Source organism: Caldimonas caldifontis (assembly GCF_002930615.1).
Taxonomy (GTDB): Bacteria; Pseudomonadota; Gammaproteobacteria; order Burkholderiales; family Burkholderiaceae_C; genus Caldimonas; species Caldimonas caldifontis.
Window position 1 is genome coordinate 39,979 of record NZ_PSNX01000001.1, and the last position, 26,952, is coordinate 66,930.

Consider the following 26,952-nt stretch of genomic DNA (forward strand, 5'->3'; position numbering starts at 1 on the left):
AGACCAGGAACGGATCGCCGGGTTCACGGCAGTGTGACGGCCCCCATGCGGGCCAGGATGGTCTGCGCACGGCGCTGCAGGTAGGGCGAGTTGGGGCGCTGTTCGTAGCGACGCGGTGCGGGCAGCATCACCGCCAGCCGGGCTGCCTGCCAGGGGGTGAGCTGGTCGGCGCCCACGCGGAAGTAGTGGCGCGCAGCCGCCTCAGCGCCAAAGACACCTTCCCCCCACTCCACGTTGTTCAGGTAGATCTCAAGAATGCGCTGCTTGCTGAGCACGTGCTCGAGCATGTAGGTGATGACGATTTCCTGCCCCTTGCGCAGGAAGCTGCGCTCGCCGGAGAGGAAGAGATTCTTCGCAAGCTGCTGGGTGATGGTGGAGCCGCCGACGATGCGCACTGGCCGCACCGGTGCGTTCGGACGGCGCTCGGCCAGTCTGGCGGCCCGTTCCTGCGCCTGCTGGTTGCGCTCCCAGGCTTTTTCGATGGCCTCCCAGTCCACGCCGTCGTGGTCGGCAAAGCTCGCGTCTTCCGAGGCGATCACGGCGCGCTTGAGGTGGTCAGAGATCCGGTCGTAGTCGCGCCACTCCTGGCGCCAGGGCAGGCGGCCCTGTTCGAGCGTGATGCGCCAGGCTTCGCTGCGCTGAAAGGTGGTGGATTGTGGATCGACCACGAGCATCAGGGCCACGCGAGCCAGGAAATAGAGCTGCAGCGACAGGCCGCAGATCACCAGCAGGGCGGTGAGGCGCCAGGCCCAGGTGAACAGCGCGCGCATGGGTCGCTCCTCAGCCGGCCCGGCCCGTGCGCAGTTCGCGCAGGACCTCGGCGGTGGGGGGACGCATGCCACGCCAGACCTGGAAGGCCTCGGCTGCCTGCTCGACCAGCATGCCCAGGCCGTCCCGCGCCGCAGCGCCGTGTTCCCGGGCCCATTGCAGGAAGGGTTCGGCCGCGGGGCCGTACATCATGTCCAGGGCCAGGGCGCCGGGGCCCAGCACAGCGCCGGGGACGGGGCTGCCGGCCCCCTGCAGGCTGGCAGCGGTGCCGTTGAGCACCACGGCATAGCCCGTGCCGCAGTCCTCCAGGCCGACGGCCGACAGCGCCACGTCGTGCCTGTGTGCCCACAGTGCATGGCGGGCGACCAGGGACTGCGCCTTGTCGACACTGCGGTTGGCCACCACCAGGCGGCGGGGGCGTGCGGCCAGCAGCGGGCCCAGCACGCCCGCGCTGGCTCCGCCGGCGCCCAGCAGCAGCAGGTCACGGCCCGCGAGGTCGATGCCGGCGTTGTGTTGCAGGTCGCGCACCAGGCCAGCGCCATCGGTGTTGTCGCCGAACCAACCCTCGGCATCGAAACGCAGGGTGTTCACCGCCTGCGCCAAGGCGGCGCGCTCGCTGCGCTGCACCGCCAGGTCGTGGGCCTCGAACTTGAAGGGGACGGTGACGTTGCAGCCGCGGCCGCCGGCGGCCGCGAAGTCGCGCACGGTGGGCGCAAAAGCGTCGAGCGGCGCGAGCACGCGCTCGTACACGAGCGGCTCCCCCGTCAGCTCGGCAAAGCGAGCGTGGATGAAGGGCGACTTGCTGTGGGCCACGGGATGGCCGATCACCGCATAGCGGTCGGGTCGGTCTGCGCTGTGCATCAGTTGCCGGTGAGGGTGGTTTCCAGAGCCTGCTCGCGGGTGAAGCGGAAACGCGAGACGACCACGATCTGGTCCGCCTTGGCCCGCATCTCGTTGCTGAAGTTGCCGAAAGGGCTGGCCGCGTTCACGATGGCGATGGCCTGGCGGTCGAGCACGGCCTGGCCGGAGCTTTGCACGATCTCGGTATCGACCACCCGCCCCAGGGCATCGACGGTGACGATCATCGTGAGTTCGCCATAGAGCTTCTTGCCTTGGTGCTCAGGGAAGTTGCGCGTGCCCCGGTCTTCGATCTTGCGGCGCAGCTGGTCGTAGTAGAGGGCGTAGGTGGCCTCGCGCGTGCTGGGGCTGATGTAGCGGCGCTTCGGTCGGGCGTTCTCTTCGTTGATGCGCTTTTCGATCTCGGCCAGCATGCGCAGCAGCTGACGGCGTTTTTCTTCCTGCGATTGCGCGTCCTGGCTGCCGCGGTCGCTGCGTGGGTCGGGTGGGGGCAGGGTGGCCAGCTCGCGGCGCAGGCTGGCCAGCAGGCGCTCTTGCTGCTCCATCAGGGTCTCGATCTGGCGCTGCGCATCTTCCAGGGCATTGCCCGTGGCCAGCACGGCCGAGGGCGGCAGCGGCGAGGTGGCGCGCCCGCGCTCGACATTGCCGCCGCCGGCCAGGTTGGCCTGGGCGATGGCCTGGGCCTGGTCGGGGCGTTCGGTGGAGCGGGCGTTGACGAGGATGACTTCCAGCGGCGTGTCCTCGAACACGCGGTTGAAGGCCTCCGGGTCGACGAAGCGGACCGAGAGCAGCACGGCGTGCACCCCCAGCGAGATGGCCAGGGCGATCTGCAAGGTGGTGAGCTTCTTCAGCATGGTCGCGTGGGATCAGGCTGCGGCAGAGGGCGTTTCGGTGGAAGCCGCATTGTCGCCCTCGCCGAGGTCGATCGCCAGGGACAACGGACCTGCGGCTTCCTCGTCCTCTCCTTCTTCTTCCGCAGCGGCAGGCAGCACTTCGTCCAGACGCTCGATCAGAGAGGCGTGCACGTCAAGCGTGAGCTCGTCCAGCCCGGTGATGCGCACACGCACGTGGGCCCCGCGCGGCAGGTTGTCGGTGCCGGCGGCGCGGAACACCAGCGGCAGTGTGTCGGCGCGCACCAGGCCTTCCTTGAGGACGGCGGCAGTGAGCTCCTGCACGTCGTTCTGCACCATGTAGCGCAGTGTCCAGTAGCGCTCGATGCCATGCTGGAAGTCGTTGTAGGCGGTGTAGGCCGCATCGAAGCCGGAGATGACCGAGAAGAGTTCAGCATCCTTGGGCTTGAAGGGCGCAGCCAGCGCGGCCGTGCGGCCATGGCGGGCGCACGCGATGATCTGCCACTGGTTGACCAGGTCAACGTAGCGGCGCAGCGGCGAGGTGGCCCAGGTGTATTGCTTCACGCCCATGCCGGCATGGGGCAGGGGCTTGGTACTCATGCGCACCTTCACGCCGGGCAGCAGGCTGGCCTGGCTGCGGTAGATGCCGGGCACCCCCAGCTCGGCGAGCCAGCCGCCCCAGGTGGAATTCGCCAGGATCATGGCCTCGGCGACGATCAGGTCGAGCGGCTCGCCGCGCTTGCGCGTGCTGATGCGTACCGTCTCGCGGCCGGTGGGCTCGCTGCCGTCGTGGCCTTCGAGCTTGAAGCTGTAGTCGGGCCGGGTGAAGGTCTCGGGCTTGCCGCGCACCACCTCCCGCTGGGCCTTCAGGTGCTGGGCCAGCCGCCAGCAGAAGGCGAGTTCGGTGGGGAAGGGGTAGGCGGCCGGGGCCGCGCCGGTCAGCGTGTCGGCCGTGATCACGCCATCGAGCTGGTCATGGCGCAGGTTGGCGGCAATGGGCACGCGCTCCAGGCGCGTCTCGTGGCTGCGCACCTCCAGTGTGGCCTCGTCGATCGTGAAGTAGATCGACACCGCCGGACAGTCGCGCCCTTCCTGCAGGGTGTAGGTCTGCACCACTTCGTCGGGCAGCATGGTGATCTTGTAGCCCGGCATGTAGACCGTGGAGTAGCGCCCACGTGCCACCTGGTCGAGCGCATCCCCCGGGGAAATCGCCAGGCCCGGCGCGGCAATGTGCACCCCGAACACCACGGTGCCGCTGCCCAGGCCCTGCACCGACAGCGCGTCATCGATCTCGGTCGTGGCCGAGTCGTCGATGCTGAAGGCCTGCACCGCGGCCAGCGGCAGCTCGTCGGTGATGGGCGGGGCGGCGAGGGCCGGGAAGCCGTAGCCCTTGGGGAAGTGCTCGAACAGGAAGCGCCGCCAGTGGAACTGGTAGGGGCTGTCGATGGCCCCGGCAGTCTTCAGCAGGTCGAGCGGTGCCTGGTGGGCCCGCTTGCTGGCTTCGACCACGGCCTTGTATTCCAGGGCGTTCTTGTCGGGCTTGAAGAGGATCCTGTAGAGCTGCTCGCGCACGGGCTCAGGGCAGCGACCTTCGGCCAGCTCGCTGGCCCAGGCCTCGATCTGGGCCTGCTGCTGCTGCTTGCGCTCGATGGCCAGCAAGGCGGCCTTGACGATGTCCTCGGGAGCCTTCTTGAAGCGGCCCTTGCCCACGCGGCGGAAGTAGTGCGGCGCCTCGAACAGGCGCAGCAGCGCCGCGGTCTGATGGACCACACCGGCACTGGCGTCGAAATAGTCGCGTGCGAGGTCGGCGAAGCCGAACTCGTCGTCGGGGGCAAATTCCCAGGCGAGGTCGAGGTCGATCTCGGGCGCCAGGGCCTGGGCTTGTGTCAGCAGCTGAGCGGGCGCGGGCTGCTCGAACTGCAGCAGCACGTGGGCGGACTTGACCTTCACGCGCTTGCCGGAGTCGAGCTCGATCTGCATCGAGGCATCGGACTGGGACATCACGCGGCCGGCCAGGAACTTGCCGGCGTCTTCATAGAGGGCGAACATGGCCCGATTGTCGCCTGTCCGCCAAAGGGTCCCGGATCAGACGGTCATGCCACCGGCCACCTCGATCACGGCGCCGTTGACGTAGGAGGCCTCGTCGCTGGCCAGGAAGGCATAGACGTTCGCGATTTCCTCCGGGCGGCCCAGGCGCTTGAGGGGCACGTCCTCGCGCATGGCGGTCAGCACCTTCTCGGGGACGGTGGCGAGGATGGGTGTCTCGATGAAGCCCGGGGCGACGGCGTTGACGCGGATGCCCTTGGGTCCGAGTTCGCGCGACCAGGTCTTGGTGAAGCCGATCACGCCGAACTTGCTGGCGGCGTAATTGGTCTGGCCGTAGTTGCCGTAGATGCCCACCACGGAGGAGGCGTTGAGGATCACGCCGGCGCCCTGCTCCAGCATGGCCGGCAGCACCGCCTGGGCGCAGTGAAAGACACCGCGCAGGTTCACATCGATGACACGGTCGAACTGCTCCAGCGTCATCTTCTGCAGCCGTGCGTCCTGGGTGATGCCGGCGTTGTTGACCAGCACGTCGATGCGGCCGAAGCGCGCGAGCGTGGCGGCGGCCATCGCGTCGATCTGTTCACGTGAGGTGACGTCCACCACCTGGCCTTCAGCCTGGGCGCCCAGTGCGCGGCACTGGGTCACCGCCGCGTCGACGGCTTCACGCCGGATGTCACACACCACCACGTGGGCACCTTCGGCGGCGAACTTCAGGGCCGTGGCCAGGCCGATGCCCTGGGCGGCGCCCGTGATGATGGCGGTCTTGTCGTGCAGTCTCATGAGGCGTCCAGGAAGGAAAGGATGTCGTCGAGGTGATCGGGAAAGCTGCTCAGGGCGTGGTCGCCACCTTCGAGCACGGTGAGCCGCGTGCCGGCATAGCGGCCGGCCATCTCGCGCCAGTCGAGCACTTCATCACCCTGGGCGACGAGCACGAAGTAGCGCTCGGGCCGGGTGAGGGCGCCTGGCGTCAGCGCACGCAGCTCGTCGATGAATCCGGCGCGGAACCAGAAGCGTTCCTCGCTGTGCCAGGCGGTGATCTCCCCGGTGTAGCGGGCCAGATCACGTGCCGGGTCCACAGCCGGGTTGATGAGCACGGCGGGGCATCCGAAGCGTTCGGCCGCCGCCGTGGCGTAGAAGCCGCCAAGCGAGGAGCCGATCACGGCACGCCGATGGTCGGGCAGGGCCGACAGACTGCGCTCGATCAGCGCCCAGGCCTCGGCGGGCGAGGGGGGCAGTTGCGGGCACTGCCAGCTCCAGTCCTCGCCCAGAGCCTGCCGCTGCGCGATGAGCGCACCCATCTGCTGCGCCTTGGTGGAGCGCGGCGAGGAGCGGAAGCCATGGAGATACAGCAGGTCGCGGCGGGACATCGGAACAGCAGGGCCGTCGGCAAAGCGCTGCAGTCTAAGCCGGGTGCCACCGGCTCGGGCCGGGACTGCGGGTTTGCCCTGGGGCCGAACGTGAAGGGTTTTGCACCTGGGCAGCGCCGGAGCGAGGACAAGGCGGCATCATGTGGCCATGCATGCGACAGACCTTTTCCTGCGGCCCGCCTGGCGGATCGTGATGCCGGCGGCGCTGGCCTTCAGCCTGGGGGCCTGTGCCAGCACCCCGGGCGCGCCGGCCGACGCAGCATCAGCCCCGGCTTCGCCACCCGCGACGCGGCCTGCCCCCGCAAGCCCGCAAGCCTTTGCCGAGGTCGTGAAAGGGGCCACCCGCGAGGATGGCCACCTGCCGACCTGGCGTCGCGACGACAAAGTCTGGATCGAGCTTGCGCCCGCGCGGCTGGGGCAGCCCTTTCTGCTGACCATCAACATCACGGGCTCGGTGGGGCAGCGTGGCCTGTATGCGAGCCAGATGGGGCGCAGCTGGCTGGTGGAGTGGCGTCGTATGGGCGATCGCCTGCAACTCATTGCGCTGAACACCGCCGTGCGGGCCGACGGGGACGCGGCGCTGAGCCGCGCCGTGCGCGAGGGCTATTCCGACAGCCTGCTCGCCGCGCTGCCGCTGGCCAGTGCGCCGCATCCGCAGCACCAGGCGGTGCTGGTGGATGCGAGCTTCCTGCTGGGCGACATCGCCGGCTATGGCAGCGCGATCGAGTCGGCCTTCCGCCTGAGCTACACGCTGGATCGTGCCAATTCGCAGATCGAGCGGGTGCGCCAGTCCGAGCGGCTCACGGCGGTGCAGGTGCGTCAGCATCACACGGTGCCGCGTTTGCCCGTGCTGCCGCCGGCCGCGAACGGCCCCGCGGCGGTGGCCCGGCCCTCGCCACCCACGGTGCTGCCTGATGCCCGCAGCTTCTTCGTGGACCTGGTCTACAACTTCCTCGCACTGCCCGAGCAGCCGATGCGCCCGCGCGCCGCCGACCCGCGCCTGGGGCACTTCACCCATGCCCACACCGACCTCACACGCGACCTGCCCGTGCAGCCACGGGTGCACCACATCGCGCGCTGGCGACTGGAGAAGGCCGACCCGATGGCCGAGCGTTCGCCGCCGCGCGAACCCATTGTCTTCTGGCTCGACCGCAACATTCCCGAGCGCTACCGCGAGGCCGTGCGCGCCGGCGTGCTGGAGTGGAACCTCGCGTTCGAGCGCATCGGTTTCGTCGGCGCCATCGAGGCCCGCCAGCAGCCCGACGATGCCGACTGGGACAACATGGATGCGCGGCATGCCTCGATCCGGTGGTATGTCGGCATCGATGCGGCCTCGGCCCGCGGCCCCCACCACGCCGATCCGCGCACCGGCGAGATCCTCGATGCCGACATCGCGATCGCCGACCTGTTTGCGCGGGGCGCGCGCCGCTTCATCGTCGACACCCCGCGCGGCAGCACTGAGGAGCGCCTGGCCGAACTGACAGCCGCCTGGCGTGGCGAAGGGGCCCCGGCGGCCTGCCACTACGCCCGTGAAGTGGCCGCCGAAGCCCAGTTCGCCTGGGAACTGCTGGAGGCACGCGGTGACATCGTCCCCGACGGCCCCCAGGCCGAGGCCTTCGTACAGGCGGTGATCAAGGACGTGGTGATGCACGAGGTGGGCCATGCCCTGGGCCTGAAGCACAACTTCAAGGCGTCCACGGCGGTGTCCTTCGCTCGCCTGGGCGATGCGGCCTACACCGCGGCGCGCGGGACCTCGGGTTCGGTGATGGACTACAACGCCTACAACATCGCCCCCGCCGGCCAGCCGCAGGGCGCCATCGTCAACACGACGCTGGGGCCGTACGACTACTGGGCCATCGAATACGCCTACCGGCCCTTCGCGAGCGACGAGGAGGTGCAGGGCCTGGCCCGCATCGCCGCGCGCAGCGGCGAGCCCGCGCTGGCCTATGCCGACGACTTCGACGCGGGCGGGCTGGGGGGCATCGAGAGCTTCGATCCGCTGGCCAACCGCTTCGACCTGGGCGACGACCCCCTGACCTACTACGAGCGCCGCCTCGTGCTGTCGCAGGAACTGTGGCAGCGCGTGCAGGCGCGTGAACCTCAGGCGGGCGAGGATCCGCTGCGTGCCCGGCGGGCCATGCTCAGTGGCTTCGGGCCACTGCGCACATCAGCCGACCTGGCTGCGAAGTACGTGGGCGGCATGGTGCAGGTGCGCGACCTGCCGGGGCCGCGGGCCCGGCCCACCTACACGCCCGTGGCGGCGGCCGAGCAGCGCCGCGCGCTCACCTTTCTCACCCGCCATCTGTTCAGCGAGGACAACTTCCGCTTCCGTCCCGAGTTCCTGCGCAGCCTGCCCACCGACTACCTCGATCGCAACGTGGCCGGGCCGGTGTCGGTGCCCGAGCTGGTGCGCAGCGTGCAGGCCACCGTGCTCGACCGCCTGTTGAGCGCGGGCACGGCCACGCGTGTGCTGGAGATGCCGCTCTACGCGAGCGCAGGTGAGCCGGTGATGGGGCTGGACGAGGTGTACCGGCGCCTGCAGGCGGCCGTGTGGAGTGAGCTGCGTCGAGGTGGCGAGATTGCCCCGCTGCGCCGCCAGCTGCAGCGCGAGCATCTGCAGCGGCTGTCGGCGCTGCTCACGCGCGGTTCGGGGGCCTTGCCGGCCGATGCGCTGAGCCTGCAGGGCCTGCTGGCACGCGAGTTGCTGGCCGAGCTGGACCACGCGTTGCGCCGCCCGGGCGGGTCGGTGACCACGCGGGCTCATCTGGAGGACAGCCGCGCCCTGCTGGCACGTTCGCTGGATGCGTCCTTCCTGCGCCAGCCCTGAGGCAGCGATCGGGGGGGGGTCTCAGGGCTGCAGCCAGCGCGCGCCGTCGGCGTCGAATCGTGCGCGGCGGTGACCGTCGCGGTGCAGCTCCAGCCAGTCCAGGCTGTCCACCCGGGCAAAGAGCACGCCGAAGTGCCCACGATCGTCACGCGGCAGGACCGGGCGCACCGGGTCGTCGATCACACTGCCGGGCGGCAACGGCGAGAGGTAGTCCTGGGCCGCCGGCGAAAGCTTCAGCCGCGCCCAACGCGACAGCACGCTCACGCCCTGGGTGTCGAGGCTGAGCTGCACGCGGCAGCGCAGCTGCCAGCCCAGCACAGACGACCACATCACCACGGTGGCGGTGGGCTGCTCGAGGCACTGGGCGACCTTGCCCGAGCGGATGTCGGTGTAGAAGACCAGGGTGCGGGTGGGCGGATCGACCTCGCGCAGCACCACCACGCGGGCATCGGCCCCGTCGGACAGCCCGGTGGCCAGCACCGGCGTGCGCCAGGCGTGATGTTTGTCAAGGGCCGCGCGGGCCAGTTCCTGCCACACCGCTGCTTCGATGGCAGCGAGCGTGTCAGGGCGTTCAGCGCGGGCCATGATCGGTGTCAATGCTCTCGGCGCAGGGCGGGGAAGAGGATCACATCGCGGATGCTGGGGCTGTCGGTCAGCAGCATGATGAGCCGGTCGATGCCGATGCCACACCCCCCGGTCGGGGGCATGCCGTACTCGAGCGCCCGGATGAAGTCGGCATCGAAGTACATGGCCTCTTCGTCGCCGGCGTCCTTGTTCGCCACCTGCGCGTGGAACCGGGCGGCCTGATCTTCGGCGTCATTCAGCTCGGAGAATCCGTTGGCGATCTCGCGCCCGGTGGCGTACAGCTCGAAGCGCTCGGTCTTGGAGGGGTCGGTGTCGGATGCACGTGCCAGCGGCGACACCTCCACCGGGTGGTCGATGATGAAGGTGGGCTCCCAGAGCTTGTCTTCCACCAATTCCTCGAACACGGCGAACTGCAACTGCGACAGGCCCCAGTGGGCCGGCGCTTCCTTGCCCAGGATCTTGAGCTCTGCGCGAAGATAGTCCGGGTCGTCGAGCTGGGTGTCGTTCAGGCGCGGAGCGTGCTGGAGCAGGGCATCGCGGATGCTCAGTCGCGCAAAAGGCTGTTCAAGGTCCACCACGCGGCCCTGGTAGGTGAGGGTGGCCGAGCCGGTCGCGTCGCGCGCGGCCTGGCGGATCAGCGCTTCGGTGTAGTCCATCAGGTCGTGGTAGTTCCAGTAGGCCGCATAGAACTCCATCATCGTGAACTCGGGGTTGTGGCGCACCGAGATGCCTTCGTTGCGGAAGTTGCGGTTGATCTCGAACACCCGCTCGAAGCCGCCCACGATCAGGCGCTTGAGGTAGAGCTCCGGCGCGATGCGCAGGAACATCTCCTGGTCGAGCGCGTTGTGGTGGGTCACGAAGGGCTTGGCGTTCGCCCCGCCCGGGATGGGGTGGAGCATGGGCGTTTCCACCTCCAGGAAACCGTGGCCGGTCATGAACTCTCGGATGGAACTCACCGCCTTGCTGCGCGCCACGAAGCGGCGCCGTGCCTCCTCGTCGGTCATCAGGTCGACGTAGCGCTGGCGGTACTTCTGCTCCTGGTCGGTCATGCCGTGGAACTTGTCCGGCAGCGGGCGCAGGCTCTTGGTGAGCAGGCGCAGGCGCGTCACCAGCACCGAGAGCTCACCGGTCTTGGTCTTGAAGAGCTGGCCTTCGGCGCCGAGGATGTCGCCCAGGTCCCAGTGCTTGAAGGCGGCGTACACCTCTTCGCCCACGCCGTCGCGCGTCACGTAGAGCTGGAGGCGGCCGCTGGCATCCTGCAGCGTGCAGAAGCTGGCCTTGCCCATCACGCGCTTGAGCATCATGCGCCCGGCCACGCTGACGTTGAGCTTGAGCGGCTCCAGCGCCTCGTTCGGCATCTCGCCGTACTGCTGCACCAGGGCCGCGGCCCGGTGCTGGGGCTTGAAATCGTTCGGGAAGGCCACCCCCTGCTGACGGATCGCGGCGAGCTTCTCGCGGCGCTCGGCGATCAGCTGGTTGGTGTCGGTGGCCGGGGCAGCAGCCTCGGCGGCGGCAGGCGTCGCGCGGTCGGTCATGGTGGGGGCGGAAGGCGGGAAAACGCACGATTTTACCGGGCCGGCGCCGGCCCGACCGCCCCCGTATCATCCCGCCGATCCGCGCCTGCGCTGCCCCAGTGTGCCCATTCGATGCCTGCTTCCCTGACCCGCTCGGCCTTCAGTCATTTCCTGGCGAGGCTGACCGCCGTGGGTCTGGGGCTTGCTTTGCTGGCCCTGGCGGCGCGCCAGGGGCCGGCCGAGCAAGGGGTGTTCTCGCTGCTGGTGGCCACCGAGGCGGTCTTTGCCGCGCTCTTCTCCGGCTTCGGCCTGGTGGTGGCGCGCCAGGTGTCCCATCACCGCGAAGCGGCTGCCCGCTGGCTGGGAGGGGCCCTGGTGCTGGCGCTGGGCGCCGGCGGCGTGGGGGCGCTGGTGTTCTGGGCCGCGGGCGGGGCGCTGGCCGATGCGCCGGCCTACCGCTACCTGCCGGCCCTGGCCCTGGCGGCGCCCTGGCTGCTGCTCACGCCCACGGTGTCGGGCCTGTACCTGGGGCTTGGCCGCATGGGGCCGATCAATGCCCTGACCGTTGCACCTCCGGCGGTGGCGCTGCTCGCGATCGGGGTCTGGGCACTGGCCGGACAGCCCGTGACCCTGTGGGCCGTCATGATGGTCTGGCTGGGCGCCCGCATGCTCGTGGGCCTGGCCGGGGCGGCCTGGGCGTGGCGCGACCAGCGCGGCCGCGCGCCCGACTGGCCCGCCTGGCGCACCCAGGCGGGCTTCTGCACCGTGCTGGGCCTGACCAACCTCATCAGCTGGCTCAACTACCGCATCGACCTCTTCATCGTGGAAGCCTTCGGCAGCCTCTCGGCCACCGGCGTCTACGCCATCGCGGTGACGGTGACCGAGTTGCTGTGGTTCATCTCGTCCTCGGTGAGCGCTGCCGCGTATGGCCGCATCGGCCAGCCCGACCGTGAGGCGGCCGCGAAGCTGACCGTGCGCCTGATCCACTTCAACCTGGCGGTGCTGTTGATCGCCTCGCCGTTGCTGGTCGCCCTGGCGGCCTGGGGCTTGCCGCGGGTGCTGGGCGAGCCCTATGCCGACGCCGTGCCGCTGATGCTGTGGTTGTTGCCCGGCGTGTGGGCCTATGGCTGCGCGTCGACGCTGTCGGCCTACTACACCAACTTCCTGGGCAAGCCCCGCCTGTCAGCCGCGGTGGCAGGGGCATCGTTGCTGATCAACGTGGGGGCCTGCCTGGTGCTCGTGCCCCGCCTGGGCGCCACGGGTGCGGCGATCGCCACCTCGCTATCGTATGGGCTGGCCATCACCTGGGGCCTCGCGCTGTTCCGGCGACACGCGGGCCTGCGCTGGCGCGACCTGCTGCGGCCGTCCCGGTAGACTGTCGCGCCTGCCCTCTGACACGATGTCGATCAAGTCCTGGATCATCCGAGCCCTGCGTGCGTGGCTGCGTCCGCGCATGCTCTACGGCCATCGCCACCCCTCGGGGGTCTGGCTCGCCCACACCCGCATCGGCAGCACCACCGCGCTGGAAAGCCCCGACCGCCTCGACATCGGTGACCATGTCTTCATCGGGCATCACAACTTCATCGATGCATCGGGCGGTCTCACGATCGGCGAGGGCGCGCAGATCACCAACCATGTGTCGGTGCTCACCCACTCCAGCCATCGCGCCACCCGGCTGATGGGACGCGACTATTTTGGCGACCCGCAGCCCCTGGGCTTCGTGCGCCAACCCACCGTGATCGGGCCCTACTGCTTCATCGGCGCGAACAGTGTGGTCATGCCCGGCAGCCGCCTGGGCCGGGGTGTGCTGGTGCGTGCCTTCAGCTATGTGGACGGCGAGTTCCCCGACTACGCCATCCTGGGCGGCCAGCCGGCCCGTGTGATCGGCGACGTGCGCGACGGCGACGCGGCCTGGATCGAGCGCCACCCGAAGGCGGCAGCCACTTACTGCGGCCAGGGCTGGCCTGGGCGATGAGCGACCCCCACCTGGTGTTCGTGGCCGATGCCACCAGCGTGCACACGCGCCGCTGGGTGTCGGCCATCGCTGAGCGAGGCTTTCGCTGCAGCGTGATCTCTCGCCACGAGGGCGACGTGCCGGGCGCCGAGGTGCATGCACTCCACACACCCGACGGCCGCTGGCCCTGGTTGGCCGCGTTGCCGCGCGTGCGCTCGCTGGCGCGCTCGCTGCGGCCCGACCTGATGCACGGCCACTACCTCACTTCCTACGGCTTCTGGGCGGGCAGTGTGGGCCACCATCCCCTGGTGCTCTCGGCCTGGGGCTCGGACGTGCTGGTGAGCCCGCGCCAGAGCCGCCTGGTGCGCGCGCTCACCGGCTGGACGCTGCGCCGCGCCGACCTCATCACCGCCGACAGCCAGGACATGCTCGAAGCCATTGCCGCCTATCGCCCGCGCGCAGCCCTGCACCAGGTGCTCTGGGGGGTGGACACGGCGAAGTTCGTCGCGGTCCACAAGGCGCCGAGCCCGCTGCGCCTGGTGAGCCCGCGCAACTGGGAGCCCAACTACCGCATCGACCTCGTTCTGCACGCCGTGGCCCAGTTGCGCGAGCGCCGGCCGATGCTGCCTGTGGAACTGCACCTGTGCGGCGGCGGCCCGCTCGAGTCGGCGCTGCGCGCCCAGGCCGAATCGCTGGGCCTGCAAGGCGTGGTGCATTGGCACGGCCGGGTCGATGAAGACCGCCTGGCCGAGATCGTGCGCAACGCCCATCTGGCCGTCTCGGTGCCCGAGAGCGACGCCACCTCGGTGGCCTTGCTGGAAGCCATGGCCGCCGGCCTGGCGGTGGTCGTCAGCGACCTGCCAGCCAACCGCCAGTGGGTCGATGGCCGCGGCGGCCGCCTGGTGCCGGTGGGCGATGGCGCGGCCCTGGCCCAGGCCCTGGTCGAACTCGCCGGCGACCTGCAAGTGCTGGAGGCCATGGGACGCCATAACCGTCGCCGCGTGGTGCCCGAGGTGTCGCGCGACGAGCAGATGGACCGCATGGCCGCGCTCTACCGCGAGCTGCTTGGCCAGAGAGGCCGCTGATGCCCACCGTCTCGGTGATCGTGCCCTGCCGCAACGAGCGCGCCCACCTCGAGGCCTTCTGCACCTCGTTGCGGGCTCAGCAGCTCCCCGAGGGCTGGACGATGGAGGTGCTGGTGGCCGACGGCGACAGCGACGACGGCAGCCGCGCCTGGCTGGACGACAACGCCGAACGCTTCGCACTGCAGCTGGTCGACAACCCGCAGCGCATCGTCTCCGCCGGCTTGAACCGTGCGCTGGCGGCCAGCCGGGGTGAAGTGATCGTGCGCATGGACGTGCACACCACCTATGCCAGCGACTACGTCGCCCAATGCCTCGCGGCCTTGCAGGCCAGCGGGGCGGACAACGTCGGCGGCCCCTGGCGGGCACAAGGCGAAGGGGCGCTGTCCTCGGCCATCGCTGCGGCCTTCCAGTCGCGCTGGCTGGCCGGCGGCGCCCGCTCGCGCCAGGTTGAGTACAGCGGCTGGGTCGACACCGTGTACCTGGGCTGCTGGCCGCGCGCCACCTTCGAACGCTTCGGCGGCTTCGACGAGACGCTCGTGCGCAACCAGGACGACGAACACAACCTGCGCATCACGCGCGGCGGCGGCCGGATCTGGCAGTCGGCTGCCATCCGATCCGCCTATCGCCCGCGCGATTCGCTGGCGGCCCTGTGGCGGCAGTACCAGCAGTACGGCTACTGGAAACCTTTCGTGATCCGCAAGCATGGGGGGGCAGCTTCGCTGCGCCACTGGCTGCCGGGTGGGCTGGTGCTGGGCCTGGCATTCAGCGCTGCCCTGGCCGTTGCGGGCGGGCCCGGTTGGATGGCGGCCCTGCTGCCCGGGCTCTACCTCGCGGTGGTGCTGGCCGCCTCGCTCGCGATCGCTGCGCAGACCCGCTGGTCGTACCTCACGTGGCTGCCGCTGGTGATCCCGGCCTGTCACCTGGGCTATGGCCTGGGCTTCCTGCTGGGGGTGTTCGATGCCTGGCGAGGGCAGGGGCCCCGTGCACGCATGGGGCGGCTCAGCCGTTGAGGAGGCGATGACCCCACCCGACGAACTGGACGCCGTGCGCGCGCGCTATGCCCGCCGCACGAGCGACGACCCCCGCTACAGCCTGCTGAACCCGGCGGCCCTGGCGGCCTGGCAGGAGCGCCAGCGCGCCATCGCCGCCCTGTTCCGGCGGCTGGGCTGGCACGACCTGTCACAGCGTCGCCTGGTCGAGGTCGGCTGCGGCACGGGCGGCCTCTTGCTCGACGCGCTGCAGTTCGGCTTCGTCCCCGCCCACCTCACCGGCCTGGAGCTGCTGACCGAGCGAGCCACGCGCGCCCGCGAGCGCCTGCCAGCGGCCCTGCGCGTCCTGGAGGGCGATGCGGGGGCTGCACCCATCGCGCCCGCCAGCCAGGACGTGGTGCTGCAGTCCACGGTGTTCTCCTCCCTGCTCGACGACACGGTCCAGCAGACCCTGGCCGACACGATGTGGCGCTGGGTGCGCCCGGGCGGCGGCGTGCTCTGGTATGACTTCACCGTGAACAACCCACGCAACCCGGACGTGCGCGGTGTGCCACTGACGCGGGTGCGCGCGCTTTTTCCTCAGGGTCGGATCGAAGCCCGCCGCCTCACGCTGGCCCCGCCGCTGGCCCGCGCGCTCGTGCGGCTGCACCCGTCTGCCTACACTGTGGCCAACGCTGTGCCGCTGCTGCGCACCCACATCCTGGCCTGGATCGCCAAACCCGCATGAATGCCACCGACAAGCCCTTCCTGCCTTTCGCTCTGCCCGAGATCGGCGAAGAGGAGATCGCCGAGGTCGTGGACACCCTGCGCTCGGGCTGGGTCACCACCGGCCCCAAGGCGCGACGTTTCGAGGAAGCCTTCGCCGCCTACCTGGGGGATGCGGGACTGCACTGCGTCGCGGTGAATTCCGCCACGGCCGGCCTGCACCTGGCGCTGGAGGCTCTGGGGCTGGGCCCCGGCGACGAGGTCATCACCACCACCCACACCTTCACCGCCACCGCCGAGGTCGTGCGCTACCTCGGGGCCGACGTCGTGCTGGTGGACATTGATCCGGCCACACTCAACCTGGACCCGGCCGCGGTCGAAGCCGCGATCACCCCCCGCACCAAGGCCCTCATCCCGGTGCACTACGCCGGTCTGGCGGCCGACATGTCCGCGCTCACCGCCATCGCGCGCCGTCACGGCCTGAAGATTGTCGAGGACGCTGCCCACGCCCTGCCCACCACGAGCGGCGGCCGGCTTGTGGGCACGCTCGACAGCGACGCCACCGTGTTCAGCTTCTATGCCAACAAGACCATCACCACTGGCGAAGGCGGCATGCTGGTCACGCGCAACGAAGCGTTGGCCAAACGTGCCCGCGTGATGCGCCTGCACGGCATCGACCGCGACGCCTTCGACCGCTTCACCGCGCAGCGCCCCAGCTGGCACTACGAGATCGTCGCGCCCGGCTTCAAGTACAACCTCACCGACATCGCCGCCGCCCTGGGGCTGCACCAGCTGAAACGCGCCGATGCCTTCCAGCAGCGCCGCGAGGCCCTGGCCGCGCGCTACGACGCCGCCCTGGCCGGCCTGCCGGTGATCCTGCCCCCCCGGGCCCCGGCCGGTGAGCGTCATGCCTGGCATTTGTACGTGCTGCGCCTGCACGACGATGCGCCGATCGGGCGCGACGCCCTGATCGAGCGGCTCTACGCCGCGGGCATCGGCTGCAGCGTGCACTACATCCCGCTGCACCTGCACCCCTACTGGCGCGAGCGCTACGATCTGCGCCCCGAGCGCTTCCCGCACAGCCAGCACGCCTTCGAGACCCTGCTCAGCCTGCCGCTGTACACCCGCATGTGCGAGGCCGACGTCGATCGCGTGGTGGCCGCCCTGCACGAGGCGCTCGGGGCGTGAGCATGCTCAAGCGCCTGTTCGACGTCACCGCGGCCCTGCTGGGCCTGGTGTTGCTGTCGCCGCTGCTGCTGGCCCTGGCGCTGTGGGTCAAGCTCGATTCTCCCGGGCCGGTCTTCTTCCGCCAGGAACGTGTGGGCCGTGGCGGGCGGCTCTTTCGCATCCACAAGTTCCGCACCATGGTGCATGAGCCTGGGGCGACGGGGCTGCCCCTCACGGTGGGTCAGGACGCCCGCATCACGCGCGCCGGCCAGGTCCTGCGCCGCCACAAGCTCGACGAACTGCCCCAGCTGCTCGACGTGCTGATCGGCGACATGAGCCTGGTGGGACCGCGTCCCGAGGTGCCGCGCTACGTGGCGCACTATCCGGATCACCTGCGCAAGAAGCTCCTGTCGGTGCGCCCTGGCCTCACCGACCCGGCCTCGCTCGCCCACCTCGACGAAGGCGAACGCCTGGGCCGCTCCAGCGACCCCGAACGCACCTATGTCGAAGAGATCCTGCCCGCCAAGCTGCGCCAGGCCGAGCACTACGTGGATCATGCTTCGCTGGCCCTGGACCTGCGCGTGCTGTGGCGCACCCTGCGCGCCCTCACGGTGAGGCGTTGAGCATGGACACCCGCGTCTGGCTCGCCATCGAACAAGGCCTCGCACGTGTGCGGCCCCACCGGCAGGGGCTGTCGCTCGCGATCGATGCCGTGGTGATCGCCGCGGCCTGGAATCTCACCTACCTCTTCCGCCTGGGCTTCGAACGCTGGATCAGCGCACGTGCCGATTACGACCCCTGGGTGATGGCGGGTGTGATCGGCCTGTACCTGCTGGCTCTCGTGCTGATGCGTGTGCCCCAGGCGATGTGGCGCTTTGCCGGCTTCGCCGAGGTGCGCCGCCTGGCCTGGGCCTGCGTTGGTGCGGGGCTTGTTGCGGCGGTGGTGGTGCTGATGGCGGGCTGGAGCAAGATCCCGCGCTCGGTGCTGGCCCTGCATCCCCTCGTGACGCTGATGGGCCTGATCGCGGTGCGCATCGCCTACCGCATGTTCTATGAGCACCTGCGCGAGCGTCTGTCGCTGGGCGGCCAGGCGCCGCGCCGGGCGCTGGTGCTGGGCGCCGGCCAGGCCGCGCGGTTGCTGCTGGCGGGCATCCAGCACCAGGGCTATGTGGTGCTGGGCCTGCTCGATGACGATCCGGCCAAGCAGGGTGCCCGACTCGGCGGTGTGCCGGTGTTGGGGCCGCTGGCGAGCCTGAACGAGCACGCCGCCCGCCTGGGCGCCACCCATGTCATTGTGGCGATGCCATCGCTGCGCCTGCCGCAGCGCCGCCGCGTCATCGAACTGGCCAGCGGCAGCGGACTGCCAGTGCTCACCGTGCCGACGATGCAGGAGCTCATCGAGGGTTCACAGGTGGGCCGGGTGCGCGAGATCGAGCCCGAAGACCTGCTGGGCCGTGAGCCTGTGCAGCTCGACGAGGCCGGCATCGCCGAGGCCCTGTCCGGTGCCACGGTGCTTGTCACCGGCGCCGGCGGCAGCATCGGCTCCGAGTTGTGCCGGCGCATTGCCCACTACGGCCCGTCACGCCTGGTGCTCCTGGAGCAGAACGAGTACGCGCTCTATGCGATCGAACAGGAGCTCGGCCAACGCTTCCCGCACATCCCGCTGGTGCGCCTGCTCGGCGACGTGCGCGATGCTGCGCAGTTGCGCCGCAGCGTCCTGGCCTGGCGACCCCAGATCGTCTTCCATGCGGCGGCCTACAAGCATGTGCCCCTCACCGAGGAGCACAACGCCTGGGCGGCCCTGCGCAACAACACCCTGGGCACGCTCAATGCCGCCCGCGCCGCCGCCGAGGCTGGCGCAGCGCGCTTCGTGCTCATCTCCACTGACAAGGCCGTCAATCCCACCAATGTGATGGGCGCCACCAAGCGCGCGGCGGAGATGGTGCTCTCCCAGCTTGCCGCCCAGGGGCATGCCACCCGCTTCATGGCCGTGCGCTTCGGCAACGTGCTGGGCTCCAGCGGCTCAGTGGTGCCTAAATTCCAGGCCCAGATCGCCCGGGGCGGGCCGGTCACCGTCACTCATCCGGAGATCACCCGCTACTTCATGACCATCCCCGAGGCCGCGCGTCTGGTCATCCAGGCGGCGGTGATCGGCGAATCGGGCCAGGTTTTCGTGCTCGACATGGGCGAGCCGGTGCGCATTGCCCAGCTCGCGCAGGACCTGATCCGTCTGTCGGGCCACAGCCTGGACGAGATTCCCATCGTCTACACCGGCCTGCGTCCCGGCGAGAAGCTCTACGAAGAACTGCTGGCCGACGCCGACACCACGCTGCCCACACGGTTCGAGCGCCTGCGCATCGCCCGTCTGGGCCGGCGTGACGACGCAGCCTGGGTGGCTGACCTGGCCCGCTCGGTGGAACTGCTGGCCGAAGGCGACGACCGCGAAGTGCGGGCCTGGCTCAGGCGTCACGTGCCCGAATACCAGCCTGCCGGCATGTGCACGCCAAGCGTCGATCCGGGGTCTTGTCAAGTCCCGAGGGCCGGCGTGCCGCCGCGTGGCGGATAATCGGGTTCATGACCGACCCTTCCACCGGAACCGCCGAGCCTGGCCAGTTCTCGCTTCTGCCCCTCGACCCGCTGCTCCAGAAAGCCATCGCGGACCAGGGCTACACCCGCATGACGCCCATCCAGGCCAAGGCGATCCCCATCGTCCTGTCCGGCCGCGATGTCATGGGCGCGGCCCAGACCGGCACCGGCAAGACGGCCGCCTTCTCGCTGCCGCTCTTGCAGAAGATGCTGCGCCACCAGAACGCGAGCATGTCGCCGGCCCGCCACCCCGTGCGGGCCCTGGTGCTGGCGCCCACGCGCGAACTTGCCGACCAGGTGGCCAACAACGTCAAGGCCTACGCCCGCCACACGCAGCTGCGTGTGGCCTGTGTCTTCGGTGGCATCGACATGAAGCCTCAGGAGGCCGAGCTCAAGGCCGGCGTCGAGGTGCTGATCGCCACACCCGGCCGCCTGCTCGACCACATCCAGGCCAAGAACTGCAACCTCAACCAGGTGGAGTACGTGGTGCTCGACGAGGCCGATCGCATGCTCGACATCGGCTTTTTGCCCGACCTGCAACGCATCCTGAGCTACCTGCCCAAGCAGCGCCAGACCCTGCTGTTCTCGGCCACCTTTTCGCCCGAAATCAAGAAGCTCGCTCAGAGTTACCTGCAGAATCCGGAGCTGGTGGAGGTGGCTCGCCCCAACGCCACGGCCACCACGGTGGAGCAGCGCTTCTACAGCGTCGATGACGACGACAAGCGCCGCGCCGTGCGCCAGTTGCTGCGCGAGCGCGCCATCACCCAGGCCATCGTCTTCGTGAATTCCAAGCTCGGGGCAGCCCGTCTGGCCCGCTCGCTCGAGCGCGACGGCCTGAAGACCACCGCCCTGCACGGCGACAAGTCCCAGGACGAGCGCCTCAAGGCCCTGGACGCCTTCAAGCGCGGCGAGGTCGAGCTGCTCGTGGCCACCGATGTGGCCGCACGCGGCTTGGACATCGCCGATCTGCCGGCTGTCTTCAACTTCGACATCCCCTTCAATGCCGAAGACTATGTGCACCGCATCGGCCGCACGGGCCGCGCCGGAGCATCGGGGCTGGCGATGTCCTTCGTGTCGCGCAGCGACCAGCGCCTCGTGGCCGAGCTCGAGAAGTTGCTCAAGAAGAAGATCGAGATCGAGCCGTTGGATCTGGAAGATGATCGTCCGCGCCGGCCCCGTCGTCGTGACGACGAAGACACCCCGGCGGCCGCTGCTCTCCGGGACGTCGCACCGCCCCGCCATGTGCCGTCGCGCGCAGCGCCGAACGATCCCATCTTCAGCAAACCCTACGAACCACCGGCCGCCGCCAACGAGCCTCCCGCCTGGGAGCGCGAACGCAGTGCCGCGCCCGTGCCCAGCCCGAAATCGCTCTCGGCCTACATCCGGCCCAAGCGCAAGGTGGCCACGCTGCTGGGCGGCACTGGCGGCAAGAAGCCCACGCCCTGAGGTCGTTCAACCGGCCAGCCACGCGAAGACCGCGGGTCGGTCGGCGGGCGGGCGCTGCCCGGCGCGGCCCTGTCCCGCGCGCCACTGCGCCACCGGTGCGCTGTGGTTCCAGCCCGTAGCCAGGGTGAGACCGCAAGCCACCGACAGCTGAGTCGTCGGCTGCAGGTGCTGCAGCAGCGCCTGGAAAAGGGCGGCATTGCGGTAGGGCGTCTCGATCACGAGCTGGGTTTGCCCCAGCCTGCGCGACAGGCCTTCCAGTTCGCGGATGCGTGCAGCCCGTGCGGCCTCGTCCACCGGCAGGTAACCCACGAAGGCAAAGCTTTGCCCGTTCATGCCGCTGGCCGCCAGTGCCAGCAACAAGGCTGACGGGCCGACCATGGGGACGACCGTCAGTCCCAGCGCATGGGCGCGGCGCACCAGCTCGGCGCCCGGATCGGCCACTGCCGGCATGCCGGCTTCCGACATCAAACCCACGTCCAGTCCCTGAAGCGCGGGCTGCAGCAGGGCATCGGGCAGGGCCGGCGCCGCTCCTCGCTGCCCCTTCGGTGCGCGAGGCAGTTCCTGGATCTGCAGCGATTGCAGCGGCTGGGCAAGTGGCACCACCGCCTGCACCCGCTTGAGGAAGGCGCGTGCGGTCTTGGCGTTTTCCACCACCCAGTGCGTCAGGCGGGCGGCCGCCTGCAGCGTGCCCATGGGCAGCACCTCGCGCAAGTCGGGCGCTTCGCCGGCCGTGTCCAGGGTCCCGAAGTCCAGCGGGGTGGGCACCAGCCACAGGGTGCCGGGCGTCGGTGCGCTCATGCCGCGCTCCCCAGCACCGGCACACCGGCCGCACGCAGCAGCTCACAGGTGCGGATCAGCGGCAGCCCGACCAATGCGGTGGGGTCGTCACTCTCCACCGATTGCAACAAAGCGATGCCCAGGCCTTCGACCTTCGCGCTGCCAGCGCAGTCGTAGGGCTGCTCGATCGACAGGTAGGCCGCGATCTCCGCTTCGCTCAAGGGGCGAAAACGCACCGTCACCGGCACCAGCACGGCCCGCTCGAAGCCGGTGGCCCGGCACACCACGGCCACCCCGGTGTGAAAGACCACGCGGCGCCCACTCATCTGGCGCAACTGGGCCCTGGCGCGCTCCGCGGTTCCGGGCTTGCCCAGTGGCTGGCCGTCCAGATCGGCCACCTGGTCCGAACCGATCACCACCGCCTCGGGGTGGCGCGCGGCCACCTCGTGGGCCTTGGTGAGTGACAGCCGCAGCGCCAGGGTGGCCGGCAGTTCATGGGGGCGAGGGGTTTCATCGACTTCGGGAGGGACGGCCTCGAAAGGCAGGTGCAGACGCTGCAGCAACTCGCGCCGGTAGGCCGAGGTCGAGCCGAGGATCAGAGGGCGGGGCAGGGCAGTCAGGGGCATGATCGGCATTGTCTCTCGCCCTCGGGCTACACTGCTCCCATGCGTGCCGCCAAGCCATTCGATCCCTTGCATCTCGATGTCGAGCGTTTCGCACGTGAGAGTGGCGCACTCCAAGGGGCTTGGCCGCTGGAGGCCTTCGAGCGTCTGACCGACAGCCAGGCCGAGCGCCAGGCTCCGGCGGGACGGCAAGTCCAGTGGCAGGCCGGGGGGCAGCGTTTCGAACGTGTCGGCGCTCCGGCCGAGGTGTGGCTGCATCTCGGTGCCCACGCCACCGTGCGCCTGGTGTGCCAGCGTTGCCTGCAGGCCATGGACGTGCCGCTGGAGATCGATCGCAGCTTCCGCTTCGTGCGCCACGAAAACGAGGCGGCCGAGCTCGACGCGCAAGTGGACGAGGACGTCCTTGTGCTCAGTCGCAGCCTCGACCTGCAGGAGCTGGTGGAGGACGAACTTCTGCTGGCCCTGCCGCTGGTCCCACGGCACGAGAATTGCCGGCATCCCGCGGCCGGGCTGGCCGAGACGCCGGCCGCGGACGAGGCCGTGGCCGAGCGGCCCCACCCCTTCGCCGCGCTGGCGGCCCTCAAGCGTGATCTCACCTGAGCACTGGCGGGGCTGATTCCGGCCGTGCTAGAATCGCGGGTTTTCCAAGGAGCGAGCCATGGCCGTTCAACAGAACAAGAAGTCGCCTTCCAAGCGTGGGATGCACCGTTCGCACAATGCCCTGACCACTCCGGGCACCGCGATCGAGCCCACCACGGGCGAAGTCCATCTGCGTCATCACATCAGCCCCAACGGCTTCTACCGCGGGCGCAAGGTCCTGAAGACCAAGGCAGACGCCTGAGTTCCTCGGGAGTCATGGCGGTGCCCGACGCTGCGCGCGCCATGGTGCGCTTGGCTGTCGATTGCATGGGCGGCGATCACGGTCCGTCCGTCACGCTGCCGGCCTGCCAGGCTTTTCTGGAGGCGCATCCGCACGCCGAACTGATCCTCGTCGGTCGCGCCGAGGCGCTCGCGCCTGCGCGCGGCTGGCCGCGCTGCACACTCGTCGAGGCCAGCGAGGTCGTGGAAATGGACGACCCCGTCGAGGTGGCGCTGCGCCGCAAGAAGGACTCGTCCATGCGCGTGGCCATCAGCCAGGTCAAGCCGGGCGAGGGCGGGCAGGCCGCCGCGGATGCCTGTGTGTCGGCCGGCAACACCGGCGCGCTGATGGCGGTGTCGCGCTACGTGCTCAAGACACTCCAGGGCATCGACCGCCCGGCCATCGCCACGGTAATGCCCAATCAGAAGGACGGCTACACCACGGTGCTCGATCTGGGCGCCAACGTCGATTGCGAGCCCGAACATCTGCTGCAGTTCGCGCTGATGGGCAGCGCCCTGGTGAGTGCGGTGGAGGGCAAGGCCCAGCCTAGCGTGGGTCTGCTCAACATCGGCGAGGAAGCCATCAAGGGCAGCGAAACCATCAAAAAGGCGGGTGAACTGCTGCGATCGGCGGCCAACGATGGTCATCTGAACTTCTACGGCAACGTGGAAGGCAACGACATCTTCACCGGCCGCACCGACATCGTCGTGTGTGACGGCTTCGTGGGCAACGTGGCCTTGAAAACCGCCGAAGGCCTGGCCTCGATGCTCTCCAGCTTCATCAAGCAGGAGTTCACCCGCAACATCTTCACCAAACTGGCGGCCATCGTCGCGCTTCCGGTGTTAAATCACTTCAAGAAGCGAGTCGATCACCGTCGCTACAACGGTGCGGCCCTGCTCGGCCTGCGTGGCCTGGTGTTCAAGAGCCACGGCTCGGCCGACGCCTTCGCGTTCGAGCAGGCCCTGAATCGGGCGTATGATGCGGCCCGAAACCGGTTGCTCGACCGGGTGCACGATCGGATCGTCGAAACCCTGCAGGCCCTGCCGTCCACGGACGAGGCTGCAGCGCCGGGGCCGGTCGCCAAGACGGCATGACCCTTTCTTCTCAACGCTATTCCCGCATCACCGGCACCGGCAGCTACCTGCCGCCGCGCCGTGTGAGCAATGCCGAGTTCGCCGCCGACCTGGCGGCTCAAGGCATCGAGACCTCGGACGAGTGGATCGTCGAACGCACTGGCATCCGTGCCCGCCATTTCGCCGCGCCCGAGGTCACCTCCAGCGACCTGGCCCTGCAGGCCGCGCGGCATGCGCTGGAAGCCGCCGGGCGCTCGGCTGCCGATGTCGACCTCATCATCGTCGCCACGTCCACGCCGGACATGGTCTTCCCGTCCACCGCTTGCCTGTTGCAGCACAAACTGGGTGTGGCGGGTTGCCCGGCCTTTGACGTGCAGGCCGTGTGCTCGGGCTTCGTCTACGCCCTCAGCGTGGCCGATGCCATGATCAAGGCAGGGTCTGCGCATTGCGCCCTGGTCGTGGGGGCGGAGGTCTTTTCCCGCATCCTCGACTTCAAGGACCGCACCACCTGCGTGCTTTTTGGCGACGGCGCCGGTGCCGTGGTGCTGGAAGCCAGCGATCAACCGGGCATCCTGGCCACCGAATTGCATGCCGACGGCAGTCACGCCGGAGTGTTGTGCACGCCGGGCACCGTCAGCGGCGGTCAGGTGCTGGGTGATCCCTTGCTGAAGATGGACGGCCAGGCGGTGTTCAAACTGGCCGTCAAGGTCCTGGACGAGGTGGCCCGCGCCGTGCTCGAAAAGGCGGGTCGCAAGGACACCGACATCGACTGGCTGATCCCGCACCAGGCCAACATCCGCATCATGCAGGGCACGGCCAAGAAGTTGAAGCTGCCGGCGGACAAGCTGGTGGTCACTGTGGACGAGCACGGCAACACCTCGGCGGCGTCTATTCCGCTCGCGCTGGACCACGCCGTGCGTCAGGGGCGCATCCGCCGCGGCGACACCCTCATGCTCGAAGGGGTGGGTGGGGGCTTCACCTGGGGCGCCGTGCTCCTGGATTTCTGAGCGCACCGCATCTGCACGCTGCGCCTGCCGCCTATATTGGATACAGGAACCTCGAACCTCATGAGCGCTTTTGCCTTTGTGTTTCCCGGTCAGGGCTCCCAGGCCGTGGGCATGCTCAATGCCTGGGGCGATCACGCCGCCGTGCGCCAGACGCTGGAAGAGGCCAGCGCGGCCCTGGGTGAGGATGTCGCCCGACTGATCGCCGACGGGCCCAAGGAGGCCCTGGACCTCACCACCAACACTCAGCCCGTGATGCTGGTGGCGGGCATCGCCTGCTACCGCGCCTGGCGGGCCGAAGGCGGCGCCGCACCGGCCCTGCTGGCCGGGCATTCGCTGGGGGAGTACACCGCTCTGGTGGCGGCTGGTGCCCTGAGCCTGGCCGAGGCCCTGCCGCTGGTGCGCTTCCGCGCCCAGGCGATGCAGGAGGCGGTGCCGGTGGGCACGGGCGGCATGGCTGCCATCCTGGGGATGGACGCCGACGACGTGCGTCGTCACTGCGCTGAAGTGGCCGCAGCCAGCGGCCAGGTGGTCGAGGCCGTGAACTTCAACGATCCCAAGCAGACCGTGATCGCCGGCAGCAAGACCGGCGTCGAGAAGGCCTGTGAGGTGCTCAAGGCGGCGGGCGCCAAACGGGCCCTGCCGCTGCCCGTGTCGGCGCCCTTCCATTCCAGTCTGATGAAGCCCGCGGCCGAGCGCCTGCGCGAGCGTTTGGCCCAGGTCAGCCTGGCGGCCCCTCAGATTCCCGTGGTCAACAACATCGACGTGGCCGTGCAGACCGAGCCCGACGCCATCCGCGAAGCGCTGTACCGCCAGGCCTTCGGGCCGGTGCGCTGGGTCGAGTGCGTGCAGGCGCTGAGGGCGCGCGGGGCCACGCGCGTGGTCGAATGCGGTCCGGGCAAGGTGCTGGCCGGCATGGTCAAGCGCATCGATGCCGAGATGGCCAGCGCAGCGCTCTACGACCCGGCCACGCTGGCCGAAGTGAAGGAATTCCTCGCATGAACGATATCGCCTTCAAGGGCCAGGTCGCCCTGGTCACGGGCGCCACCCGCGGCATCGGTCGCGCCATCGCGCTCGAGCTGGCCCAGCAGGGGCTCAAGGTCATCGGCACCGCCACCACCGATGCGGGCGCGGCCACGATCTCCGAGACCCTCGCGGCCTTCCCGGGCTGCCGCGGAGAGAAGCTCGATGTGAATGACGCCGCCGGGGTCGAAGCCCTGGTCGACGCCATCGTGAAGGAGCACGGCGCGCTGCACGTGCTGGTCAACAACGCCGGCATCACCCGCGATACCTTGTCCATGCGCATGAAGGACGACGACTGGGACGCCGTGCTGGACACCAACCTCAAGGCGGTGTTCCGCCTGAGCCGCGCGGTGATCCGCCCGATGATGAAGCAGCGCTACGGCCGCATCGTCAGCATCACTTCCGTGGTGGGGGCCAGCGGCAACGCCGGCCAGGCCAACTACGCGGCGGCCAAGGCCGGCGTGGCCGGCATGACCCGTTCGCTGGCCCGGGAACTGGGCAGCCGGGGCATCACGGTGAACTGCGTGGCTCCGGGCTTCATCGAGACGGACATGACCCGGGCCTTGTCGGAGCAGCAGACCCAGTCCCTGATGAGCCAGATCCCTCTGGGCCGCCTGGGCCGCCCCGAGGACATCGCCCATGCCGTGGCCTACCTCGCGTCGCCGCAGGCCGGCTATGTGACGGGTGCGGAATTGCACGTCAACGGCGGCATGTTCATGCATTGAGAGAGGTCTTGAGGCGCTGCCAAGGCGGCGCCGACCGGTTCGAGCCCGTCCGGGACCCGGTCGTCAGGGTGCTTAGAGTTGTCACCCTAACGGTCGTAGAATCACGGGCTGTTTTGGAAA

Annotated in this window: 26 protein-coding genes; 16 read left to right on the forward strand and 10 right to left on the reverse strand. The window is 69.5% G+C overall.

Features of this window, described 5'->3' with window-relative positions; genetic code table 11:
* Positions 1–23: 23 nt before the first annotated feature.
* Genes mtgA through C1704_RS00225 form a run of 6 tightly spaced genes read right to left on the reverse strand, consistent with a single transcriptional unit; the run spans position 24 to position 5,890 of the window.
* Positions 24–770 carry a monofunctional biosynthetic peptidoglycan transglycosylase gene (gene mtgA, locus C1704_RS00200; RefSeq protein WP_104299815.1) on the reverse strand — a complete coding sequence of 249 codons (747 nt, stop codon included), beginning with the start codon at positions 768–770 and terminating at the stop codon, positions 24–26.
* A 10-nt stretch (positions 771–780) separates the two neighbouring features.
* The gene (gene aroE / locus C1704_RS00205; protein ID WP_104299817.1) at positions 781–1,629 is read right to left on the reverse strand and encodes a shikimate dehydrogenase; all 849 of its coding nucleotides are present in this window, start codon (positions 1,627–1,629) and stop codon (positions 781–783) included.
* Positions 1,629–2,480 (reverse strand): energy transducer TonB, encoded by an 852-nt coding sequence (locus tag C1704_RS00210; RefSeq protein ID WP_104299819.1) that lies wholly within the window; start codon positions 2,478–2,480, stop codon positions 1,629–1,631. The genes aroE and C1704_RS00210 overlap by 1 nt, the downstream gene beginning before the upstream one ends.
* A gap of 12 nt (positions 2,481–2,492) precedes the next feature.
* Positions 2,493–4,526: a ribonuclease catalytic domain-containing protein gene (locus tag C1704_RS00215; RefSeq protein ID WP_104299821.1), complete on the reverse strand. Its 2,034-nt coding sequence runs from the start codon at positions 4,524–4,526 to the stop codon at positions 2,493–2,495.
* Positions 4,527–4,562: 36 nt separating this feature from the next.
* The gene (fabG, locus tag C1704_RS00220) at positions 4,563–5,303 is read right to left on the reverse strand and encodes a 3-oxoacyl-ACP reductase FabG (RefSeq protein WP_104299823.1); all 741 of its coding nucleotides are present in this window, start codon (positions 5,301–5,303) and stop codon (positions 4,563–4,565) included.
* Positions 5,300–5,890, reverse strand: coding sequence for a YqiA/YcfP family alpha/beta fold hydrolase (locus C1704_RS00225; RefSeq protein ID WP_104299824.1), 591 nt, complete (start codon positions 5,888–5,890; stop codon positions 5,300–5,302). The genes fabG (C1704_RS00220) and C1704_RS00225 overlap by 4 nt, the downstream gene beginning before the upstream one ends.
* Before the next feature lie 148 nt (positions 5,891–6,038).
* Between C1704_RS00225 and C1704_RS00230 the strand changes: the two genes are divergently transcribed.
* On the forward strand, positions 6,039–8,717 hold the full coding sequence (locus tag C1704_RS00230; RefSeq protein ID WP_146076009.1) for a zinc-dependent metalloprotease: 2,679 nt from the start codon (positions 6,039–6,041) through the stop codon (positions 8,715–8,717).
* Positions 8,718–8,738: 21 nt separating this feature from the next.
* Here the strand turns inward: C1704_RS00230 and C1704_RS00235 are convergent, their stop codons facing one another.
* Both C1704_RS00235 and lysS read right to left on the reverse strand, forming a co-directional pair.
* Positions 8,739–9,302, reverse strand: a complete 564-nt coding sequence (locus C1704_RS00235) for a PNPOx family protein (RefSeq protein WP_104299828.1) — start codon at positions 9,300–9,302, stop codon at positions 8,739–8,741.
* Between the two features lie 8 nt (positions 9,303–9,310).
* The gene (lysS, locus tag C1704_RS00240; protein ID WP_104299830.1) at positions 9,311–10,837 is read right to left on the reverse strand and encodes a lysine--tRNA ligase; all 1,527 of its coding nucleotides are present in this window, start codon (positions 10,835–10,837) and stop codon (positions 9,311–9,313) included.
* A 111-nt stretch (positions 10,838–10,948) separates the two neighbouring features.
* Between lysS and C1704_RS00245 the strand changes: the two genes are divergently transcribed.
* The 9 genes from C1704_RS00245 to C1704_RS00285 are packed head-to-tail and all read left to right on the forward strand — an operon-like array spanning position 10,949 to position 20,748.
* The gene (locus tag C1704_RS00245) at positions 10,949–12,190 is read left to right on the forward strand and encodes an MATE family efflux transporter (protein ID WP_104299832.1); all 1,242 of its coding nucleotides are present in this window, start codon (positions 10,949–10,951) and stop codon (positions 12,188–12,190) included.
* A 25-nt stretch (positions 12,191–12,215) separates the two neighbouring features.
* Positions 12,216–12,791: an acyltransferase gene (locus C1704_RS00250; protein WP_104299834.1), complete on the forward strand. Its 576-nt coding sequence runs from the start codon at positions 12,216–12,218 to the stop codon at positions 12,789–12,791.
* On the forward strand, positions 12,788–13,855 hold the full coding sequence (locus C1704_RS00255; protein ID WP_104299836.1) for a glycosyltransferase: 1,068 nt from the start codon (positions 12,788–12,790) through the stop codon (positions 13,853–13,855). The genes C1704_RS00250 and C1704_RS00255 overlap by 4 nt, the downstream gene beginning before the upstream one ends.
* Positions 13,855–14,865: a glycosyltransferase family 2 protein gene (locus C1704_RS00260; protein ID WP_104299838.1), complete on the forward strand. Its 1,011-nt coding sequence runs from the start codon at positions 13,855–13,857 to the stop codon at positions 14,863–14,865. The genes C1704_RS00255 and C1704_RS00260 overlap by 1 nt, the downstream gene beginning before the upstream one ends.
* A 7-nt stretch (positions 14,866–14,872) precedes the next feature.
* On the forward strand, positions 14,873–15,571 hold the full coding sequence (locus C1704_RS00265) for a class I SAM-dependent methyltransferase (protein WP_104299840.1): 699 nt from the start codon (positions 14,873–14,875) through the stop codon (positions 15,569–15,571).
* Positions 15,568–16,737 (forward strand): DegT/DnrJ/EryC1/StrS family aminotransferase, encoded by a 1,170-nt coding sequence (locus tag C1704_RS00270; RefSeq protein WP_104299842.1) that lies wholly within the window; start codon positions 15,568–15,570, stop codon positions 16,735–16,737. The genes C1704_RS00265 and C1704_RS00270 overlap by 4 nt, the downstream gene beginning before the upstream one ends.
* Before the next feature lie 2 nt (positions 16,738–16,739).
* Positions 16,740–17,339 (forward strand): sugar transferase, encoded by a 600-nt coding sequence (locus C1704_RS00275; protein ID WP_104299843.1) that lies wholly within the window; start codon positions 16,740–16,742, stop codon positions 17,337–17,339.
* 2 nt (positions 17,340–17,341) lie between these two features.
* Positions 17,342–19,282, forward strand: a complete 1,941-nt coding sequence (locus tag C1704_RS00280; RefSeq protein ID WP_245876335.1) for a polysaccharide biosynthesis protein — start codon at positions 17,342–17,344, stop codon at positions 19,280–19,282.
* A gap of 8 nt (positions 19,283–19,290) precedes the next feature.
* Complete coding sequence (locus C1704_RS00285; RefSeq protein ID WP_104299845.1) at positions 19,291–20,748, forward strand: DEAD/DEAH box helicase; 1,458 nt, start codon at positions 19,291–19,293, stop codon at positions 20,746–20,748.
* 6 nt (positions 20,749–20,754) lie between these two features.
* Here C1704_RS00285 and C1704_RS00290 read toward each other — a convergent pair whose 3' ends face one another.
* Complete coding sequence (locus C1704_RS00290; protein ID WP_104299847.1) at positions 20,755–21,546, reverse strand: SAM-dependent methyltransferase; 792 nt, start codon at positions 21,544–21,546, stop codon at positions 20,755–20,757.
* On the reverse strand, positions 21,543–22,151 hold the full coding sequence (locus C1704_RS00295) for a Maf family protein (protein WP_272867973.1): 609 nt from the start codon (positions 22,149–22,151) through the stop codon (positions 21,543–21,545). The genes C1704_RS00290 and C1704_RS00295 overlap by 4 nt, the downstream gene beginning before the upstream one ends.
* Before the next feature lie 39 nt (positions 22,152–22,190).
* Here C1704_RS00295 and C1704_RS00300 point away from each other — a divergent pair, with 39 nt between their 5' ends.
* The 6 genes from C1704_RS00300 to fabG (C1704_RS00325) are packed head-to-tail and all read left to right on the forward strand — an operon-like array spanning position 22,191 to position 26,832.
* Positions 22,191–22,748, forward strand: a complete 558-nt coding sequence (locus C1704_RS00300; protein WP_104299851.1) for a YceD family protein — start codon at positions 22,191–22,193, stop codon at positions 22,746–22,748.
* A gap of 58 nt (positions 22,749–22,806) precedes the next feature.
* Positions 22,807–22,989, forward strand: a complete 183-nt coding sequence (gene rpmF / locus C1704_RS00305) for a 50S ribosomal protein L32 (RefSeq protein WP_104299853.1) — start codon at positions 22,807–22,809, stop codon at positions 22,987–22,989.
* 41 nt (positions 22,990–23,030) lie between these two features.
* Positions 23,031–24,101, forward strand: coding sequence for a phosphate acyltransferase PlsX (gene plsX, locus C1704_RS00310; RefSeq protein ID WP_104300325.1), 1,071 nt, complete (start codon positions 23,031–23,033; stop codon positions 24,099–24,101).
* Positions 24,098–25,087, forward strand: coding sequence for a beta-ketoacyl-ACP synthase III (locus C1704_RS00315; protein ID WP_104299855.1), 990 nt, complete (start codon positions 24,098–24,100; stop codon positions 25,085–25,087). Before plsX ends, C1704_RS00315 begins: the two co-directional genes overlap by 4 nt.
* 60 nt (positions 25,088–25,147) lie before the next feature.
* On the forward strand, positions 25,148–26,086 hold the full coding sequence (gene fabD, locus C1704_RS00320) for an ACP S-malonyltransferase (protein ID WP_104299857.1): 939 nt from the start codon (positions 25,148–25,150) through the stop codon (positions 26,084–26,086).
* Positions 26,083–26,832, forward strand: coding sequence for a 3-oxoacyl-ACP reductase FabG (gene fabG, locus C1704_RS00325; protein WP_104299859.1), 750 nt, complete (start codon positions 26,083–26,085; stop codon positions 26,830–26,832). The genes fabD and fabG (C1704_RS00325) overlap by 4 nt, the downstream gene beginning before the upstream one ends.
* Positions 26,833–26,952 lie beyond the last annotated feature (120 nt).

Bases quoted from the DNA above. Each gene is read 5' to 3' on its own strand.
- mtgA (WP_104299815.1), bottom strand. From the start codon at position 770: ATGCGCGCGCTGTTCACCTGGGCCTGGCGCCTCACCGCCCTGCTGGTG.
- aroE (WP_104299817.1), bottom strand. From the start codon at position 1,629: ATGCACAGCGCAGACCGACCCGACCGCTATGCGGTGATCGGCCATCCC.
- C1704_RS00210 (WP_104299819.1), bottom strand. From the start codon at position 2,480: ATGCTGAAGAAGCTCACCACCTTGCAGATCGCCCTGGCCATCTCGCTG.
- C1704_RS00215 (WP_104299821.1), bottom strand. From the start codon at position 4,526: ATGTTCGCCCTCTATGAAGACGCCGGCAAGTTCCTGGCCGGCCGCGTG.
- fabG (WP_104299823.1), bottom strand. From the start codon at position 5,303: ATGAGACTGCACGACAAGACCGCCATCATCACGGGCGCCGCCCAGGGC.
- C1704_RS00225 (WP_104299824.1), bottom strand. From the start codon at position 5,890: ATGTCCCGCCGCGACCTGCTGTATCTCCATGGCTTCCGCTCCTCGCCG.
- C1704_RS00230 (WP_146076009.1), top strand. From the start codon at position 6,039: ATGCATGCGACAGACCTTTTCCTGCGGCCCGCCTGGCGGATCGTGATG.
- C1704_RS00235 (WP_104299828.1), bottom strand. From the start codon at position 9,302: ATGGCCCGCGCTGAACGCCCTGACACGCTCGCTGCCATCGAAGCAGCG.
- lysS (WP_104299830.1), bottom strand. From the start codon at position 10,837: ATGACCGACCGCGCGACGCCTGCCGCCGCCGAGGCTGCTGCCCCGGCC.
- C1704_RS00245 (WP_104299832.1), top strand. From the start codon at position 10,949: ATGCCTGCTTCCCTGACCCGCTCGGCCTTCAGTCATTTCCTGGCGAGG.
- C1704_RS00250 (WP_104299834.1), top strand. From the start codon at position 12,216: ATGTCGATCAAGTCCTGGATCATCCGAGCCCTGCGTGCGTGGCTGCGT.
- C1704_RS00255 (WP_104299836.1), top strand. From the start codon at position 12,788: ATGAGCGACCCCCACCTGGTGTTCGTGGCCGATGCCACCAGCGTGCAC.
- C1704_RS00260 (WP_104299838.1), top strand. From the start codon at position 13,855: ATGCCCACCGTCTCGGTGATCGTGCCCTGCCGCAACGAGCGCGCCCAC.
- C1704_RS00265 (WP_104299840.1), top strand. From the start codon at position 14,873: ATGACCCCACCCGACGAACTGGACGCCGTGCGCGCGCGCTATGCCCGC.
- C1704_RS00270 (WP_104299842.1), top strand. From the start codon at position 15,568: ATGAATGCCACCGACAAGCCCTTCCTGCCTTTCGCTCTGCCCGAGATC.
- C1704_RS00275 (WP_104299843.1), top strand. From the start codon at position 16,740: ATGCTCAAGCGCCTGTTCGACGTCACCGCGGCCCTGCTGGGCCTGGTG.
- C1704_RS00280 (WP_245876335.1), top strand. From the start codon at position 17,342: ATGGACACCCGCGTCTGGCTCGCCATCGAACAAGGCCTCGCACGTGTG.
- C1704_RS00285 (WP_104299845.1), top strand. From the start codon at position 19,291: ATGACCGACCCTTCCACCGGAACCGCCGAGCCTGGCCAGTTCTCGCTT.
- C1704_RS00290 (WP_104299847.1), bottom strand. From the start codon at position 21,546: ATGAGCGCACCGACGCCCGGCACCCTGTGGCTGGTGCCCACCCCGCTG.
- C1704_RS00295 (WP_272867973.1), bottom strand. From the start codon at position 22,151: ATGCCCCTGACTGCCCTGCCCCGCCCTCTGATCCTCGGCTCGACCTCG.
- C1704_RS00300 (WP_104299851.1), top strand. From the start codon at position 22,191: ATGCGTGCCGCCAAGCCATTCGATCCCTTGCATCTCGATGTCGAGCGT.
- rpmF (WP_104299853.1), top strand. From the start codon at position 22,807: ATGGCCGTTCAACAGAACAAGAAGTCGCCTTCCAAGCGTGGGATGCAC.
- plsX (WP_104300325.1), top strand. From the start codon at position 23,031: ATGGTGCGCTTGGCTGTCGATTGCATGGGCGGCGATCACGGTCCGTCC.
- C1704_RS00315 (WP_104299855.1), top strand. From the start codon at position 24,098: ATGACCCTTTCTTCTCAACGCTATTCCCGCATCACCGGCACCGGCAGC.
- fabD (WP_104299857.1), top strand. From the start codon at position 25,148: ATGAGCGCTTTTGCCTTTGTGTTTCCCGGTCAGGGCTCCCAGGCCGTG.
- fabG (WP_104299859.1), top strand. From the start codon at position 26,083: ATGAACGATATCGCCTTCAAGGGCCAGGTCGCCCTGGTCACGGGCGCC.